The organism is Nonomuraea sp. NPDC049607 (genome assembly GCF_040675375.1).
Lineage (GTDB): Bacteria > Actinomycetota > Actinomycetes > Streptosporangiales > Streptosporangiaceae > Nonomuraea.
Genome location: NZ_JBFAOV010000010.1, coordinates 167,944 through 183,569, shown reverse-complemented (window position 1 = coordinate 183,569; position 15,626 = coordinate 167,944). Strand labels below are relative to the sequence as shown.

The window sequence follows — 15,626 nt, the reverse complement described above, 5'->3', positions numbered from 1 at the left end:
CTCCTCTAACCTTTGGTGGACCCCAGCGTGAGCCCGGCGACGAACTGCTTGTGCAGGAGCTGGAAGACGATCAGCGTGGGCAGCGCCACCAGCACGGACCCGGCCGCCAGCAGGTTGTAGTCGGTGAAGAACTGGCCGCGCAGGTTGTTCAGCGCCGAGGTCACCGGCAGCTTGTCGCCCGAGGACATCAGCACCAGCGCCCACAGGAAGTCGTTGTACATCCAGGTGAACTCCAGGGTGGCCAGCGCCGCCAGCACCGGCCGGCACAGCGGCAGCGTGAGCCGCCAGTAGCGCTTCCACACGCTCGCGCCGTCCACGAGGGCCGCCTCGGTGATCTCCTCGGGGATCGTCCGCATGAAGTTGGCGATGACGAAGACGCAGAAGCCGAACTGGAACGCCACGTGGATGAGGATCAGCCCGAGGTAGGAGTCGTAGAGCGACTGGGAGTCCGACAGCCAGGCGGGCAGCGGCACCAGCGTGTAGAGGGTGTAGAGCGGGGTGATGAGCACCTGCGGCGGCATCAGGTTCCCGGCGGTGAACACGATCAGCAGCACCTTGCGCCCGGGGACGCGCACCCGCGCGACGGCGAACGCCGTGAACGAGGCCAGGAACAGCGTCACCAGCAGCCCGGGGACGACGATGATCAGCGTGTTCAGGTAGTAGTGGGGCAGCTCGGCCTGGCTCCACGCCTTGGCGTAGTAGTCCAGCGTGAGATGCTCGGGCAGCGAGAAGTAGCCCAGCCTGGCCGTCTCCTCGTACGGCCGCAGCGAGGCGTAGAGCGACAGGGCCAGCGGCAGGAACCAGCCCAGCGCCACCAGCGCCAGGAAGGCGTGCAGCAGGATCCGCAGCGGCCGCACGGGCCGGCGCGCGGGCGCGCGCCGGCCCTGGGCCGGGGGAGCGGGGGCGGGCGCGGTGAGCGTCATCGCTCCTCCTTGAACAGCTGCGACAGGTACGTGACGATGAACCCCAGCGAGGTCGCCAGCAGGATCACGGCGATGGCCGAGCCGAAGCCGATGCGGCTGGCCTCGCCCACGATGTTCTCGGTGACCAGCACCGACAGCAGCTCCAGGCCGTTCCTGCCCTTGTTGACGGCGTAGACGATGTCGAACGCGCGCAGCGCCTCGATCACGGTGATGACCAGCACGATCACGTTGACCGGCCGCAGCGTCGGGAACACCACGCGGAAGAAGGCCTGCGCCTCGCTGGCCCCGTCGATGGCGGCGGCCTCCTTCAGCGCCGGGTCCACGGCCTTGAGCCCGGCCAGATAGATGATCATGACGTACCCGACGTGCCGCCAGCCGGCCGCGAGCATCACGACCCAGATGTTGATCGAACGGTCGCCCAGCCAGTCCACGGTCAGGCCGGTCACCGCGTTCAGCACGCCGTAGTCGGAGGAGTAGACGAGCTGCGCGATGAAGCCCACCACGGCCAGCGACAGCACGACCGGCATGTACAGCGCGCTCTGGTAGACCCGCGACAGCCGCAGCCGCCGGTCCAGCAGTACCGCGCAGAACAGCCCGAACGGCGTCGCGACCAGCCCCAGGAAGCCCAGCCACAGCACGTTGTTGCGCACGGCCGACCAGAACGGCGGGTAGGCGGTGGCCAGGTCGTGGTAGTTGCGCCCGCCCACCCACTCGATCGGCCCGATGCCGTTCCAGTCGGTGCCGGACAGCGCGGCGGAGGCCAGCGTGGGCCCCCAGATGAGGCCCACGTTGACGATGACGGCCATCCCCAGCCCGATGACCAGGACGGTCACGTCGCGGGCGGAGTAGCGACGGGTCTTGACGGTCATCAGCGGAAGAGGTTGGCCTTCTGCTTCTCGATGCTCACCAGCAGGGAGTCGATCTCGTCCGGCTTGCCGACGAACGCCTGGAGGGAGGGGATCATCACGGTCGAGGCGAAGTCCGGCCGGGTGTCGCGGTCGAGGAACTGCGCCAGGTGGGTGGCCTGGGAGACCAGCTCCGCGCCGCGCTTCTGCAGGGCGCTGTAGCCGCCGGTGTCGGCCTTGGAGCTGGCGGCGAGCGTGCCGGGGTCGAGCTTGGTCGCCTCGTTCTGGGAGGAGCCCTTGGCCAGGTGCCTGAGCAGGGCCTTGGCGCCGTCCACGTTCCTGGCCTTGGCCGAGATCATGTAGCCGTCGATGGGGGCGTCGATCGAGTCGGTGCCGTACGCGGGGTTGATCTCGGGGAAGGTGAAGAAGTCGAGGTCGTCGCGGTCGGCCTCGGGGAACTGCTGGGCGACGAACATGCCGAGCAGGATCATGCCGGTCTTCTTCTGCGCGAGCGACTGCCCGGCCTCCTGCCAGGTACGCCCGAGGGCGGCCGGCTGGTGGAACTCCATCAGCCCCCGCCAGGTGTCGAAGACCTGCTTGACCCGGGGGTCGGTCCACGACTCCTTGCCGGCCATGAGCGAGATGTGGAAGTCGTAGCCGTTCGTGCGCATGTTCAGGATGTCGAACGTGCCCATCGCCGGCCAGCCGTCCTTGTCGGCGAACGCGATCGGCACCAGCCCGTCGGCCTTCATCCTCCTGGCCAGGGCGGTGAACTCGTCCAGGGTTTTCGGCGGCTCGTACCCCTTGGCCCGCCACAGGCTCTTGCGGTAGAAGACGGCCCACGGATAGTAGGTGAACGGCACGAAGTACTGCTTGCCGTCGATGCCGGTCGACTGGTCCTTGAACGCCTGCGTGTAGTCGCCCCCGATCTCCTGCCACACGTCGGAGATGTCGGTCGCCAGGCCCTGCTGGGCGAAGAACTGCATCCGGTAGCCGGCGAACCAGGTGAACACGTCGTCGGGCGTGCCCTTGAGATAGCGGTTGATGTTCTCCTGGAACGTGTTGTGGTCGACCGTGTTGACCTTCGGGACGGCCTGGGTGAAGCCCTTGAGCACGGTCTCCAGGGCCTTCTTGGGGACCTCGTCGGAGGCGTTCGAGCCGATGGTGACCGTGCCGAGCCCGCCGCCGGACGACCTGCCGGGCGCGGTGGAGGGGCTGCCGGACCCGCAGCCGGCGAGCACGGCGGGCACGCCGAAGGCGGCGGCTCCGAGGAGTAGACGGCGGCGGGAGATCGGCATACGTCGGTCCATGGTGGTTCCTCCTTGCCGGACCCTTCAGATTCCCCCGAGTTCGCTCACACCCATTCATCGAAAGACGAACTGTCACGGCTGTCAACGCACTATTTCATGACGTTTTCGACGCATTCAGCAGGTCGATGTCATGTCATGATGCGAACGGGATGGTGTCGGAACCTGTTGGGATCTGGTGATGCGATGCTCGCCCCGCAGCGTCAGCAGGCGATCCTGGACCTCGTCCGGCAGAACGGCGGCGTCAGGGTCGTGGACCTGGTGCGCGCGTTCGGCGTCTCCGACATCACGATCCGGCGCGACCTGGAACTGCTGGCCGAGCGTGGCCTGCTGGCCAAGGTGCACGGCGGCGCGACCACCATCGGCTCCACCAACGAGCCCGGCTTCGCGGCCAAGTCCGTCCAGCAGGAGGAGGAGAAGCAGGCCATCGCCGGGCACGCCGCCGCGCTCGTACGTCCGGGCACGGCCGTGGCCCTGTCGGCCGGCACCACCACCTGGACGCTCGCCCACCACCTGGGCCAGGTCCCGGGGCTGACCGTCGTGACGAACTCCGTCCGGATCGCCGACGTCTTCCAGCACGCCGGCCGCCCCGACCAGACGGTCGTGCTCACCGGCGGCGTGCGCACCCCCTCGGACGCGCTCGTCGGCCCGGTCGCGGTCGCCGCGATCCGCCAGCTCAACGTGGACCTGCTGTTCCTGGGCGTGCACGGCATGACCGCCAGGGCGGGCTTCACCACGCCCAACATGATGGAGGCCGAGACCGACCGGGCGCTGGTCGAGGCGGCCTCCAGGCTCGTGGTGCTGGCCGACCACACCAAGTGGGGCACCGTCGGCATCAGCACGATCGCCCGGCTCGACGAGGCGGACGTGGTCGTCTCCGACACCGGCCTGCCGGAGGCGGCCAGACAGGCGCTGTCGGAGCGGGCGGGCCGGCTCGTCCTGGCACAGGCGCCGCCCGTCACCGGGTAGCGGGCCCGTCATCCGGCGACGGGCCCGCCTCCGGACGGCGGCCTCAAGCGACCGCCGCCGACAGCCGGTCGTACTGCTCGTCGGAGAGCTTGACCGACAGCGCCGCCACGTTCTCCTCCAGGTGGCCGATCGAGGAGGTGCCCGGGATCGGGATCACGGTGGGGGAGCGGCGCAGCAGCCAGGCCAGCGACGCCTGGGCCGGGGTGACGCCGATCTCGGCCGCCACCGCCGCCAGCGGCGTGCCGGGCCCGGCGTGGGAGCCCGCCGCGATCGGGAAGAAGGGCAGGAACGCGATGCCGTGCGCGGCGGCGTGGTCCACGACGTCCTCGTGCTGCCGGGTGGCCAGGTTGTACAGGTTCTGCACGGCCGCGACCGGCGTGATCTCCGCCGCCTGGCGCAGCTCCTCGGCGCTCACCTCCGACAGGCCGATGTGCCGGACCTTGCCCTCGTCCCTGAGCTGCTTGAGCGCGCCGACCTGGTCGGCGAGCGGGTAGGCGGGGTCGAGGCGGTGGAGCTGGAGCAGGTCGATGCGCTCCACCCGCAGCCGGCGCAGGCTCAGCTCGGCCTGCTGGCGCAGGTAGGCCGGGTGGCCGAGCGGCACCCACTCGGCGGGCGAGGGCCGCAGCACGCCGATCTTGGTGGCCACCGCCACGCCGTCCCCGTACGGGTGCAGCGCCTCGGCGATCAGCTCCTCGTTGGCGCCGAGCGCGTAGGAGTCGGCGGTGTCGAAGAGGTTCACCCCCAGCTCGGCCGCCCGGCGCAACACGGCCACGGCGCCCGCCCGGTCCGCCGGCGCCTCCCAGACGGGCGCCTCCAGGGCCGAGCGCGAAGGGTCGGGGGCGTCGGCCAGCCGCATCGACCCGTACCCGATCCGGCGCACCTCAAGGTCTCCGCCAATGGTGAACGTCTGTACAGTTTCGCGAGGAATTTCTCTCATGGACGTCACGCTAGAAGCTCACATGGATGTGAGATGCAAGCGGGTGTGAGGAGCATCACGTGAAGATCGGCGCTCTCTCGGCGGAGACCGGGGTCAGCCCCCGGTTGCTGCGTTACTACGAGGAGCAGGGCCTGCTGACCTCGTTCCGGGCCGACGGCGGTCACCGGCGCTACGGCACGGACGCGCCCGTCGTGGTCCGCCGCATCCGCACCCTCCTGGCCGCCGGCCTGCCGACCAAGGTCATCAAGGACGTGCTCCCGTGCGCCTCCGGCTCCGGCGACGTGCTGGACGCGTGCACCCTGGGCCAGCTGCGCGGCCGGCTCACCGGCCTGGACGAGCAGCTGGCCGAGCTCCAGGCCACCCGCCAGGCCCTGGCCGCGATCCTGACCGCGACCGAGCGGGCCGGCGAGCTGGTGGGGGCCGCCTGACGGCTCAGTGGCCGTAGAGCTCGTCGATCTCCTTGGCGTAGTCGCGCATCACCAGGTTGCGCTTGACCTTCAGCGTCGGCGTCAGGTGGCCGCTCTCCTCGGTGAGGTCGGCGTCGAGGATCGTGAACTTCTTGATCTGCTCGGCCTTCGACACCGTGCTGTTGGCCCGGTCGACGGCCTCCTGGACCTGCGCCAGGATCGCCGGGTCGGCGCGCAGCTCGGCCACGCTCCGGCCGGCGGGCGTCGCCTCGGGGTCGAGCGTGACCAGCGCGGCGACGAAGGGACGACCCTCGCCGACGATCATGGCCTGGGAGACCAGCGGGTGGGCGCGCAGCGCGTCCTCCAGCGGGCCGGGGGCGACGTTCTTGCCCGCGGCCGTCACCAGGATCTCCTTCTTGCGGCCGGTGATGCGCAGGTAGCCGTCGGCGTCGAGCTCGCCCACGTCGCCCGTGTGGTACCAGCCCTCGGCGTCGACCGCCTCGGCGGTGGCCGCGTCGTTCTTCCAGTAGCCGTGGAAGACGTTGCGGCCGCGGGCCAGGATCTCGCCGTCGTCGCCGATGCGGATCGAGACGCCGGGCAGCGGCTTGCCGACCGTGCCGATCTTGTTGGCGCCCGGCATGTTGACCGAGACGGGGGCGGAGGTCTCGGTCAGGCCGTAGCCCTCGAAGACCTCGATGCCGACGCCCCTGAAGAAGTGGCCGAGACGGTCGCCGAGCGCCGAGCCGCCGGAGACCGCGGCCGACAGCCGGCCGCCGGTGGCCGCGCGCAGCTTGGCGTAGACCAGCCGGTCGAACAGCAGGTGGCGCAGGCGCAGGCCGAGCGGCGCGCCGCCGGACGCCTCGGCCTTGCTCCAGGCCACCGCCACGTCGACGGCGCGGGCGAAGATCTTGCCCTTGCCGCCCGCGGCGGCCTTCTGCTCGGCGCCGTTGTAGACCTTCTCGAACACGCGCGGCACGCCCAGCAGGAACGTCGGCTTGAAGTCCTGGAGGTCGGGGGCGACGTTCTTCATGTTCGGGGTGTGCGCCATGATCGCGCCGGCCTCGACCAGCACCACCTGGATCATCCGCGCGAAGATGTGCGCGAGCGGCAGGAACAGCAGCGCCGCCGGGTCCTTGGAGCTGAACAGCGGCTCCAGCGGGCCGCGCAGCACGTTGAGCGCGGTGAACAGCAGGTTGTCGTGGGTGATCCGGCAGCCCTTGGGACGGCCGGTGGTGCCCGAGGTGTAGACGACGGTGGCCAGGTCGGCGGCGACGACCCGCTTCCTGCGCTCCTCAACGGCCGAGTCGGGCACGCCCTCGGCGTCGAGCCGCCCCTCGACCCGCCAGACGGCCTTCAGCTCGGGCGCGGCCTCCCGGACGGTCTCCTCGTGCGCGTCGAGCTCGACGAAGGCGGCCTTGGCCTCGCTGTCGGCCAGGATCCACCGGACCTGCTCCACCGACGAGGTCTCGTAGATCGGCACGGTGACCGCGCCCACGGACCAGAGGGCGTAGTCGACCAGCGTCCACTCGTAACGCGTGCGCGACATCAGCGCGACCCGGTCACCGTGCTCGATCCCGGCCGCGATGAGACCCCTGGCCACCTCGACCACCTGGTCGCGGAACTCGCCCGCGGTCACCACGGGCCAGCCGTCGTCGGTCTTGCGGCGCATGATCACGGTGCCGGGCTCCCGCTCGGCCCGGTCGAAGACCGTGTCCGGCAGGCTCGCTGAGGCAGGCACATCGACCAGGACGGGGACGCTGTACTCGCGCACGAACTTTCAACTCCTCTACAGGGACCGCCTGGACGTTACCGCCTTAAGTTACGCGTCGGTAGCATCGTCATGGGAGCGTTATGAAGGGCGTTCATCACGCTAGCAGCCGTCCCACCTAGGATTTCCCCATGAGGGTCCACGTGGTGAGTGACGTGCACGGCAGGGCCGACGCGCTGGCCCGGGCGGGCGACGGCGCCGACGCGCTGGTGTGCCTGGGCGACCTGATCCTCTTCATCGACTACGACGACCACTCCAACGGCATCTTCGCCGACCTGTTCGGCGCGGAGCGGGCCGCCGAGTTCATCGCCCTGCGCACGGCCAAGCGCTTCGACGAGGCCAGGGCCATGTCGGCGCGCCTGTGGGCCTCCCTCGACGGCGACCCCCGCGAGCACATCGAGCGCAACGTCCGCGCCCAGTACGCCACCCTCTTCGCCGCCATGCCCACCCCCGCCTACCTGACCTACGGCAACGTCGACATTCCCCGTCTGTGGCCCGACTACCTCAAACCGGGTCATCAGGTGCTCGACGGCCAGGTGGTGGAGATCGGCGGCCTGCGCTTCGGCTTCGTCGGCGGCGGCCTCAAGACCCCCTACCGCACCCCGTACGAGCTCGGCGACGACGAGTACGCCGCCAAGGTCGAGGCGATCGGCGAGGTCGACGTGCTGTGCTGCCACATCCCGCCCGCCCTGCCCGAGCTGCTCTACGACGTCGTGGCCAGGCGGTTCGAGCGCGGCAGCGAGGCCACGCTGGAGGCGATCCGGCGCACCCAGCCGCGCTACGCCCTGTTCGGCCACGTCCACCAGCCCCTCCACCGCCGCGCCCGCGTCGGCCGCACCGAGTGCGTGAACGTCGGCCACTTCCGTGGAAAGGGTGAGCCGTTCGTCCTGGAATGGTGAGCCAGGCGCCCGGTGACCGGCGCTCCGCCGCAACGGGCGGATTCTGCATTACGGTGGTCGCATGGCTGATCGCACCACTTCGAGCACCACCGTCGGCGCCGCCCGCGCCGAGGTCATGGCGGTCATCGCCGACTTCCCCGCCTACCCGGAATGGGCAGGTTCGATCAAGAGCGCCGAGGTCGTGGGCATGGGCCCCGACGGGCGCGCCGAGCGGGTGCGGTTCGTCCTCGACGCGGGCGTGATCAACGACACCTACACCCTCGCCTACACCTGGGAAGGCGACGAGGGCGTGCGCTGGCAGGTGGTCGAGCCGGGCAAGATGGTCGGCGACCTGCGCGGAAGTTACCAGCTTGCCGAGACGGGCAGAGGCACCGACGTGACGTACGAGCTCACCGTCGACCTCACGGTGCCCATGATCGGGATGATCAAGCGCAAGGCCGAGAAGGTGATCGTGGACACCGCGCTCAAGGGCCTGAAGAAGCGCGTAGAGGGCCGTCCCCGGTGAGCCCCCGGGTCCTGCTCTTCACCGGCAAGGGCGGCGTGGGCAAGACCACCGCCGCCGCCGCGACCGCCACACTGGCCGCCGAGCGCGGGCTCAAGACGCTGATCGTCTCCACCGACACCGCCCACTCGCTGGCCGACGCGCTCGCCGTCGAGCCCGGCGAGATCGCGCCGGGCCTCCACCTGCACCAGGTCGACACGCAGAAGACGCTGGAGCGCCACTGGGGAGAGCTGCAGCACTACGCCAGGGGCGTGCTCACCGAGCTGGGCCTCGACGAGATCACCTCCGAGGAGATCACCGTGCTGCCCGGCGCCGAGGAGGTCATCGCCCTCCTCGAACTGCGCGAGCACGCCCGCCACGGCGCCTGGGACGTCATCGTGATCGACTGCGCCCCCACCGCCGAGACGCTGCGGCTGCTGGCCCTGCCCGAGGCGCTCGACTGGCACGTCACCAGGCTCATGCCGGTCGGCCGCAAGCTCGTCAAGGTCGTCTCGCCGTTCATGCGCAGCGTGGCCCGGGTCAGCGCGCCCGGCGAGGACGTCATGAGCGCCGCCGAGCGTTTCCACCGCGGCCTGATGGAGGTGCGCGAGCTGCTCACCGGCGACAGCGCGTCCGTGCGGCTCGTGCTCACCCCCGAGGCCGTGGTGCTCGCCGAGGCCAGGCGCACCCTCACCTCGCTCAACCTCTACGGCTACCGCGTCGACGCGGTCATCGCCAACCGCGTCTTCCCGGCCGGCGGCGCCGACGAGTGGCGGAGCAAGTGGGTGGACGCCCAGTCGCGGCTGCTGGCCGAGGCCGAGGAGTCGTTCGCGCCGCTGCCCATCCACACCATTCCGTACCTGCCCGCCGAGCCGGTCGGCCGGCGCGCGCTGGCCGAGGTGGGCGCCTCCGTCTACGGCGAGGCCGACCCGTTCGCGGCGCCCGCCGTCGAGCCGCCGCTGCGGCTGAGCGCCGACGAGCTGACGCTCGCCCTGCCCGGCGCCGACCGCGACGACGTCGACCTGGCCCGCAAGGGCGACGAGCTCATCATCACCGCCGGTCCGTACCGCAGGATCCTGGCGTTGCCGGCGGCGCTGGCCCGCAGGAGGATCGGCTCCGCCGTGCTCCGCGACGGCGTCCTGAGAATACGGTTCAGTGTGGGGAGCGAATCCGCCTCCGAATGAGTTGAGCAGGATGAGCGAACCGTACTCAGGGAGGGCCAGATGACCGAGAACAACGACAGGGATCCCATCGGCACCGTCGCCGACGAGGCCCGCAAGCTGTTCGACACGATCCAGGGGCGCGCCACGCGCCAGGTCGGCAAGACCGTCTACAACTCCTTCACGGGCGGCGGCGCCCGCAAGGAGAAGGACGTGTGGAGCGAGGCGGTGTCCGAGCCCCACGACGAGTACATCTGCCGCGCCTGCCCGGTGTGCCGGGCGATCGCGGCCCAGCGGGAGTCGGGCTCCGACGTGACCGGCCACCTGGTGGCCGCGGGCGGCGAGCTGTTCGCCGCGGTGCGCGGGGCGTTCGACGCGCTGAGCAGGCCCGCCCCCCGCGGGCCGCGCGACACCCGTGACCGCGATCGCGGCGACGTGGAACACATAGATCTGGGATAGGGAGACACGCGGCATGCTCACGATCGGTGTCGACATCGGCGGTACCAAGGTCGCCGCGGGCGTGGTCGACGACAACGGCGAGATCGTCGAACACACCCTCAGGCCGACCGCGGCCGACCGGCCCGACGTGGTCGCCGAGACGGTCGCGGACGTCGTCCGCGAGCTGTCACGCGACAGGGACGTCGAGGCGGTCGGCGTCGGCGCGGCCGGGTTCGTCGACGAGACCCGCTCGATCGTGCGTTTCGCCCCCAATCTCGCCTGGCGCGAGGAGCCGCTGCAGAAGAAGATCAGCGACCTGGTCGGCCTGCCCGTCGTGATCGAGAACGACGCCAACGCCATGGCCTGGGGCGAGACCACGTTCGGCGCCGGGCGCGGCCAGTCCCACGTGGTGTGCCTGACCCTCGGCACCGGCATCGGCGGCGGCATCGTCATCGACGGCGCCCTCTACCGCGGCCGCTGGGGCATGGGCGCCGAGCTCGGCCACATGCAGGTCGTGCCCGAGGGCCGGGTGTGCGGCTGCGGCAACCTCGGCTGCTGGGAGCAGTACGCCAGCGGCCAGGCCCTGGTCAAGGAGGCCAGGGAGATCGCGGCCCGGCAGCCCGAACGCGCCGAGATCCTGCTCGGCCTGTCCGGCGGCCGGATCGAGGGCGAGGAGGTCACCGAGGCCGCCCGGTTGGGCGACAAGGTCGCGCTGGCCGCCTTCCGCAGCCTGGCCGACTGGCTCGGGCAGGGCATGGCCGACCTGGCCGCCGTGCTCGATCCCGGCTGCTTCATCGTCGGCGGCGGCGTCTCGCGGGCCGCCGACCTGTTCCTGGACGAGGCCCGCGAGGTGTTCGCCAGGCAGCTCACCGGCCACGGCCACCGGCCGCTCGCCGAGATCCGGCTGGCCGAGCTGGGCGCGTCCGCGGGTGTGGTCGGGGCCGCCGACCTGGCCCGGCGGCGCTAGCGCGTGCTGGTCAGGGTCGCCTCGTACAACGTGCGGAGCATGCGTGACAGCGTGCCCGCGTTGCGCCGGGTGCTCGCCGCGATGCGGGCCGACCTGGTCTGCGTCCAGGAGGCGCCCAGGTTCGCCCGGTGGCGGGCCAGGCGCCGGGCCTTGGCCGAGGCCGGCGGGCTGCGCGTGGCCACGCCGGGGCGCGCCGGCGGCGTGTGCGTGCTGGCCGGGCCGCGGGTCCGGGTGCTGGAGGCGCGGCTCCACCGGCTCAAGGCGTTCCCCGGCCTGGAGCGGCGGGTGCTCGCCGTCGCCGTCGTCGAGATCGGCGGCGCGCGGCTGGCCGTCGGCTCGCTCCACCTCGACCTCCACCTCGCCGCCCGGCTGCGGCACGCGGGCGAGGCCATGTCCCTCATGGAACGGGCGGCCGCCGCGCACGACGCCGCGATCGTGGTCGGCGCCGACGTCAACGAGCGGCGTCACCAGCCGGCCTGGCGTTTCCTGGCCGCCCGGCTCACCGACTGCCACGCCGTCGCGCCCTCGGGCGACGGGCTGACCTTCCCCGCCGCGCGGCCCGCCGAGCGCATCGACGCGGTGTTCGCCGCGCGCGGGACGAGCGTCCTGTCCTGCGGCGGAGTGGCGGCCGGGAACGCCGATCTGGCCGGGGCCAGCGACCATCTGCCGGTGCTCGCGGAGTTGCAGGTTGGACTCTGACGGGCGAGCCGCCCGGGGCAGCCCGTAGCATTTGCTCATGACCCGTCGCTCTCAGCGGCGTGCGCTCTCCGTCCTTCTGGCGACGTCCGTGGCCTTGCCGCAGGTCACGCCCGCCGCGCATGCCGAGCCCCGTCCCGCCGCCGAGGCGTGGCAGAAATCGACGAGCGCGCGCCTCGACGCGGACGGCTCGCTCTCCGACGTGCTCGCCGTCTCGCCGGGCGACGTGTGGGCGGTCGGCCAGCAGGAGATCTGGGACGTCTGGAAGAACCGCGGCACGATCCGCCACTGGAACGGCACCGCCTGGAGCGAGGTGGCCGTGCGCGACGCCACCGCCGCCGGCAACCTGCGCGGCCTGGCCGCCGCCGGCGCCTCCGACGTGTGGGCGGTCGGCGACGGGCACGACGGCCTGCCCTACCTGGCCCACGGCGACGTCACCGGCTTCGACCGGGTCCGGCCGCAGGGGCTGCACGCCGGCGACTGGCTGGGCGGCATCGACGCCAAGCAGGGCCGGGTGGTCGCGGTCGGCAGCCGGGAGAAGTACGGGCTCATCCTCACCGGCCAGGGCAACAGCTGGACCGTCCAGCAGACCAAGGAGAAGGGCGCGCTCTACGCGGTCGCCTCGGGCTTCGCCGTCGGCGACACCGGCGGCGCGCCGCTGATCATGCACTACACGTCGGGGGCCTGGAAGTCGATGTCCGTGCCCGCCGTCCCCGGCGGCTACCTGCGCGACATCCAGGTCGACAGCTCCAAGCGCGCGGTGGCCGTGGGCGGCGTCTACCACGGCCCGGGCGAGATCTCGCCGCTCGTGCTCACCTGGAACGGCAAGCGCTGGCAGCGCCTGGCGATCCCGGCCACCGGCGCCCGCCTCTACGGCGTCACCGGCGACGGCAAGGGCCGCTACTGGATGACCGGCTACGACCCCGAGCAGGCGGCCCAGCCGTTCGTGATGCGCTGCGAGAAGGACGCCTGCCAGATCATCCGCGGCGCCGCCGAGAAGGGCCGCGACAGCGTGCGCCTCCAGGCGGTGGCCTACCTGGCCGGCAAGGGCGCGCTGTGGGCGGTCGGCCACGCGGTCGACACGGCCGACCGCTACTCCGACGTGGTGGAGTCCTTCGCCCCCCGCACCACCACGGCCAAGTCGTAACGGACCGGGTCGCGAGGGCCGCCCCACAGGGCGGCCCTACAGGACGGCGCCGTCGTCCCAGCCGGAGTCGTTGGGCGGGCCGTCGCCCATGCGCACCACCAGCGCCACGAACCCGCCGATGAACGCCGCCACCGCGGTGAACAGCGCCCAGCCCTCCATCTGCCAGCTCGCCATCGCGGCCACCAGCAGGTAGGCGGGCCCGCCGAACAGGGCCACCCACGCCAGCTTGGTGGGCAGGTCGAGCTTGGGCAGCGGCGGCGGGGGCGGGGGCTCGAAGTGCCCCTCGTCCTCGTCGTCGTCCCGGTTGTGGTCGGGTTCGTGGTCGGACTCGCGGTCGGGCTCGTCCTGGTCGAGTTCGAGCTCCTCGGAGGGTTTGACCACCCTGCGGGTGGGCTCGGCGGGCACGTTCTCGCTGTCCGGCCATGGCTGGTCGGCCGAGTCGTGCTCGGCTGTGTCGTTGAAGGACGCGACGATCTGCCGCCAGACCTCGTCCTCGTCACTCTGGGGCGTCACCTAGATGGGCCTCTCCGCAGCGATCGCGACTTCCCCCTGGGTGCGATCAGTCCCTCTGCAAGGGTACCGAGGCATGTGTCCGGATGAAGTCGAGGCTACCGGCAAAGATCCTGTCGGCATCGTTGTCAAGCGTCGCAACATGGTAGCTATCGGTAAGCTCCTCGATCGTGGCCTGCGGGACCTTCTGGCGAATGATCGCCACACTCGTCGGTTTCACCACGTGGTCGTCGCGGCTGTGGAAGACCAGCAGCGGCTGGGTGACCTTCGCCAGGTCGGCCCGCACCAGCGACCACAGCCCCGGCAGCGACGCGGCCGCCTTGACGGGCGTGCGGGCGTAGGCCAGCTCGGTCACGCCGGGCTTCTTGACGTCGTTGGCGACACCGGGCACCGACGGCAGGAACCACTTCAGCAGCGGCGCCAGCCTCAGCAGCGGCACGTCCACGGCGATGGACGGGTTGACCACCACCACGCCCCCGACCGCGTCCCCGTGCACCTCGGCCAGCCGCAGCGCCAGGCAGCCGCCCAGCGACAGGCCCGCCACGAACACCTCCGCGCAACGCCCCTGGAGGTCGGCGAACGCCTTCTCCACCTCGGCGTACCAGTCTTCCCAGCGGGTGCGGTTCATCTCCTGCCACGTGGTGCCGTGGCCCGGCTGGCGGGGGAGCGACACGCTGACCCCGTGACCGGCCAGGTACTCGGCCCACGGCCGCAACGACTGCGGCGTGCCGGTGAACCCGTGGCAGAGCAGCACACCGACCTGACCCGCTTGGTGGTGGTAGGGCTCCGCGCCTGGCATGAGCGGCATAACAGCTCCTCCACGCAATTTCATCCCGGATCTGCCCGATCGTCGCACGTTCCGGGGTGATTGTGCGAGAGCTGATGTAGTTGCATCTCGCCAGGGATGGGAAGATGACTCTGCTCCATCATGATGTCCTGCGGAAGAGGTGGCCGGGTGTTCTACTGGGTGGTCAAGGCCATCTTGAAGCCGATCCTCATGCTCTTCCGTCCGTGGACGGAGGGGGGCGACAACGTACCCAAGCAGGGGCCCGCGATCCTGGCCGGAAACCATCTCTCCTTCGCCGACCACTTCTTCGGCCCGCTGCAGATCCGCCGCAAGGTGATCTCGCTCGGCAAGGCCGACTACTTCACCGGCACCGGCCTCAAGGGCTTCTTCACCCGGCTGTTCTTCAGCGGCGTCGGCACCGTGCCGATCGACCGCTCCGGCGGCAAGGCCAGCGAGGCCGCGCTCCGCACCGGCCTGCGCATCCTGCGCGAGGGCAACATCCTGGGCATCTACCCCGAGGGCACGCGTTCGCCCGACGGCCGCCTGTACAAGGGCAAGACCGGCGTGGCCCGGCTCGCGCTGGAGTCGCGCGTGCCGGTCATCCCGTGGGCCATGGTCAACACCTACGAGATGATGCCGCCCGGGCGGCTGTTCCCCAAGCTCGGCATCCGTCCGGGCGTCAGGTTCGGCAAGCCGCTCGACTTCTCCCGCTACTACGGCATGGAGGACGACCGGCTGGTCCTGCGCGCGGTCACCGACGAGATCATGTACGCGCTGATGGAGCTGTCCGGCCAGGAGTACGTCGACAAGTACGCCGCCAGCGCCAGGGTCGAGATGGAACGCGCCGCCCGCGCCGCCGCCAAGGCCGCCTCCTAAGAGGCGGGCCCGCTTTCCCGTCAGGTCCTGAGGGCCTGTTCGCTCTTCGTCATCGCGCTGGTCAGTGAGGTCAGTTCCGCGCTGCTGAGCCGGTCGATCAGGTAGTCCCGCACGACCGCCACGTGGCCGGGCGCGACGCGTTCCAGGCAGCGCTCGCCCGCCTCGGTGAGCACGGCCAGCACCCCGCGGTCGTCGGAGGGGCAGGTGGTGCGCTCCACCAGCCCCGCCTTCTCCAACTGGGTGATCTGGTACGTCAGCGCGCTCTTCGACACCACCACGCCCCGGGCCAGCTCGGTCATGCGCATCTGACGGCCGGGCGCGTCCGACAGCCGCGCCAGGATCTCGTACTGCGGGTGTGTCAGCCCGGCCGCGGCCTTGAGTTGCTCCTCGATGCGCCGTTCGAGCAGGTGGGAGGCCGACAGGAAGGCGCGCCAGGCGGCCATCTCCGTCTCGTCGAGCCAGCGGGTGTCCGTCACGTCCCAAGTGTACTTGTTGTTCAGTTTTGAACT

Annotated in this window: 18 protein-coding genes; 10 read left to right on the top strand and 8 right to left on the bottom strand. The window is 71.1% G+C overall.

From position 1 onward, the window contains the following. Positions 1-5 precede the first annotated feature (5 nt). From AB0J97_RS21765 to AB0J97_RS21755, 3 genes are read right to left on the bottom strand one after another with little or no spacing between them, the layout of a single operon-like run. Positions 6-923 (bottom strand): carbohydrate ABC transporter permease, encoded by a 918-nt coding sequence (locus AB0J97_RS21765; protein WP_364091345.1) that lies wholly within the window; start codon positions 921-923, stop codon positions 6-8. Beyond that, positions 920-1,792, bottom strand: coding sequence for a sugar ABC transporter permease (locus AB0J97_RS21760; protein ID WP_364091343.1), 873 nt, complete (start codon positions 1,790-1,792; stop codon positions 920-922). Before AB0J97_RS21760 ends, AB0J97_RS21765 begins: the two co-directional genes overlap by 4 nt. Beyond that, positions 1,792-3,078, bottom strand: coding sequence for an ABC transporter substrate-binding protein (locus AB0J97_RS21755; RefSeq protein WP_364091341.1), 1,287 nt, complete (start codon positions 3,076-3,078; stop codon positions 1,792-1,794). Before AB0J97_RS21755 ends, AB0J97_RS21760 begins: the two co-directional genes overlap by 1 nt. Before the next feature lie 183 nt (positions 3,079-3,261). Here AB0J97_RS21755 and AB0J97_RS21750 point away from each other — a divergent pair, with 183 nt between their 5' ends. Beyond that, positions 3,262-4,044: a DeoR/GlpR family DNA-binding transcription regulator gene (locus tag AB0J97_RS21750; protein WP_364091339.1), complete on the top strand. Its 783-nt coding sequence runs from the start codon at positions 3,262-3,264 to the stop codon at positions 4,042-4,044. Positions 4,045-4,087: 43 nt separating this feature from the next. On the opposite strand, the gene AB0J97_RS21745 is transcribed toward AB0J97_RS21750, so the two are convergent. Further along, complete coding sequence (locus AB0J97_RS21745; protein ID WP_364091337.1) at positions 4,088-4,981, bottom strand: aldo/keto reductase; 894 nt, start codon at positions 4,979-4,981, stop codon at positions 4,088-4,090. 59 nt (positions 4,982-5,040) lie between these two features. Here AB0J97_RS21745 and AB0J97_RS21740 point away from each other — a divergent pair, with 59 nt between their 5' ends. Then, entirely contained in the window at positions 5,041-5,409 is a 369-nt protein-coding gene (locus AB0J97_RS21740; RefSeq protein ID WP_364091335.1) for a MerR family transcriptional regulator, read from the top strand. 4 nt (positions 5,410-5,413) lie between these two features. Here the strand turns inward: AB0J97_RS21740 and AB0J97_RS21735 are convergent, their stop codons facing one another. Continuing rightward, the gene (locus AB0J97_RS21735; protein ID WP_364091333.1) at positions 5,414-7,159 is read right to left on the bottom strand and encodes an AMP-dependent synthetase/ligase; all 1,746 of its coding nucleotides are present in this window, start codon (positions 7,157-7,159) and stop codon (positions 5,414-5,416) included. 128 nt (positions 7,160-7,287) lie between these two features. On the opposite strand from AB0J97_RS21735, the gene AB0J97_RS21730 reads away from it, so the two are divergent. The 7 genes from AB0J97_RS21730 to AB0J97_RS21700 all read left to right on the top strand — a co-directional run bounded on the left by AB0J97_RS21730 (position 7,288) and on the right by AB0J97_RS21700 (position 12,944). Then, entirely contained in the window at positions 7,288-8,055 is a 768-nt protein-coding gene (locus tag AB0J97_RS21730; RefSeq protein ID WP_357700594.1) for a metallophosphoesterase, read from the top strand. 61 nt (positions 8,056-8,116) lie between these two features. Then, positions 8,117-8,560: an SRPBCC family protein gene (locus AB0J97_RS21725; protein WP_357700592.1), complete on the top strand. Its 444-nt coding sequence runs from the start codon at positions 8,117-8,119 to the stop codon at positions 8,558-8,560. After that, complete coding sequence (locus tag AB0J97_RS21720; protein ID WP_357700590.1) at positions 8,557-9,720, top strand: ArsA family ATPase; 1,164 nt, start codon at positions 8,557-8,559, stop codon at positions 9,718-9,720. The genes AB0J97_RS21725 and AB0J97_RS21720 overlap by 4 nt, the downstream gene beginning before the upstream one ends. Positions 9,721-9,759: 39 nt before the next feature. Beyond that, the gene (locus AB0J97_RS21715) at positions 9,760-10,155 is read left to right on the top strand and encodes a DUF5304 family protein (protein ID WP_364091330.1); all 396 of its coding nucleotides are present in this window, start codon (positions 9,760-9,762) and stop codon (positions 10,153-10,155) included. A gap of 13 nt (positions 10,156-10,168) precedes the next feature. Continuing rightward, positions 10,169-11,101 carry an ROK family glucokinase gene (locus tag AB0J97_RS21710; protein WP_357700588.1) on the top strand — a complete coding sequence of 311 codons (933 nt, stop codon included), beginning with the start codon at positions 10,169-10,171 and terminating at the stop codon, positions 11,099-11,101. 39 nt (positions 11,102-11,140) lie between these two features. After that, positions 11,141-11,800: an endonuclease/exonuclease/phosphatase family protein gene (locus tag AB0J97_RS21705; protein ID WP_364091328.1), complete on the top strand. Its 660-nt coding sequence runs from the start codon at positions 11,141-11,143 to the stop codon at positions 11,798-11,800. Between the two features lie 37 nt (positions 11,801-11,837). After that, positions 11,838-12,944 carry a hypothetical protein gene (locus AB0J97_RS21700; protein WP_364091326.1) on the top strand — a complete coding sequence of 369 codons (1,107 nt, stop codon included), beginning with the start codon at positions 11,838-11,840 and terminating at the stop codon, positions 12,942-12,944. 36 nt (positions 12,945-12,980) lie between these two features. On the opposite strand, the gene AB0J97_RS21695 is transcribed toward AB0J97_RS21700, so the two are convergent. Both AB0J97_RS21695 and AB0J97_RS21690 read right to left on the bottom strand, forming a co-directional pair. Then, positions 12,981-13,457: a hypothetical protein gene (locus AB0J97_RS21695; RefSeq protein ID WP_364091324.1), complete on the bottom strand. Its 477-nt coding sequence runs from the start codon at positions 13,455-13,457 to the stop codon at positions 12,981-12,983. Positions 13,458-13,503: 46 nt separating this feature from the next. Then, on the bottom strand, positions 13,504-14,262 hold the full coding sequence (locus AB0J97_RS21690) for an alpha/beta fold hydrolase (RefSeq protein ID WP_357700581.1): 759 nt from the start codon (positions 14,260-14,262) through the stop codon (positions 13,504-13,506). A gap of 147 nt (positions 14,263-14,409) precedes the next feature. Between AB0J97_RS21690 and AB0J97_RS21685 the strand changes: the two genes are divergently transcribed. Next, complete coding sequence (locus AB0J97_RS21685) at positions 14,410-15,117, top strand: lysophospholipid acyltransferase family protein (RefSeq protein WP_357700579.1); 708 nt, start codon at positions 14,410-14,412, stop codon at positions 15,115-15,117. Between the two features lie 20 nt (positions 15,118-15,137). Here AB0J97_RS21685 and AB0J97_RS21680 read toward each other — a convergent pair whose 3' ends face one another. Next, positions 15,138-15,593 carry a MarR family transcriptional regulator gene (locus AB0J97_RS21680; RefSeq protein ID WP_364091320.1) on the bottom strand — a complete coding sequence of 152 codons (456 nt, stop codon included), beginning with the start codon at positions 15,591-15,593 and terminating at the stop codon, positions 15,138-15,140. Positions 15,594-15,626 lie beyond the last annotated feature (33 nt).

What these genes read in the sequence shown, in the direction of transcription:
- AB0J97_RS21745 (WP_364091337.1), bottom strand. Translation starts at nt 4,981, where the DNA reads ATGAGAGAAATTCCTCGCGAAACTGTACAGACGTTCACCATTGGCGGA.
- AB0J97_RS21715 (WP_364091330.1), top strand. Translation starts at nt 9,760, where the DNA reads ATGACCGAGAACAACGACAGGGATCCCATCGGCACCGTCGCCGACGAG.
- AB0J97_RS21725 (WP_357700592.1), top strand. Translation starts at nt 8,117, where the DNA reads ATGGCTGATCGCACCACTTCGAGCACCACCGTCGGCGCCGCCCGCGCC.
- AB0J97_RS21700 (WP_364091326.1), top strand. Translation starts at nt 11,838, where the DNA reads ATGACCCGTCGCTCTCAGCGGCGTGCGCTCTCCGTCCTTCTGGCGACG.
- AB0J97_RS21760 (WP_364091343.1), bottom strand. Translation starts at nt 1,792, where the DNA reads ATGACCGTCAAGACCCGTCGCTACTCCGCCCGCGACGTGACCGTCCTG.
- AB0J97_RS21710 (WP_357700588.1), top strand. Translation starts at nt 10,169, where the DNA reads ATGCTCACGATCGGTGTCGACATCGGCGGTACCAAGGTCGCCGCGGGC.
- AB0J97_RS21765 (WP_364091345.1), bottom strand. Translation starts at nt 923, where the DNA reads ATGACGCTCACCGCGCCCGCCCCCGCTCCCCCGGCCCAGGGCCGGCGC.
- AB0J97_RS21690 (WP_357700581.1), bottom strand. Translation starts at nt 14,262, where the DNA reads ATGCCGCTCATGCCAGGCGCGGAGCCCTACCACCACCAAGCGGGTCAG.
- AB0J97_RS21750 (WP_364091339.1), top strand. Translation starts at nt 3,262, where the DNA reads ATGCTCGCCCCGCAGCGTCAGCAGGCGATCCTGGACCTCGTCCGGCAG.
- AB0J97_RS21730 (WP_357700594.1), top strand. Translation starts at nt 7,288, where the DNA reads ATGAGGGTCCACGTGGTGAGTGACGTGCACGGCAGGGCCGACGCGCTG.
- AB0J97_RS21705 (WP_364091328.1), top strand. Translation starts at nt 11,141, where the DNA reads ATGCGTGACAGCGTGCCCGCGTTGCGCCGGGTGCTCGCCGCGATGCGG.
- AB0J97_RS21755 (WP_364091341.1), bottom strand. Translation starts at nt 3,078, where the DNA reads ATGGACCGACGTATGCCGATCTCCCGCCGCCGTCTACTCCTCGGAGCC.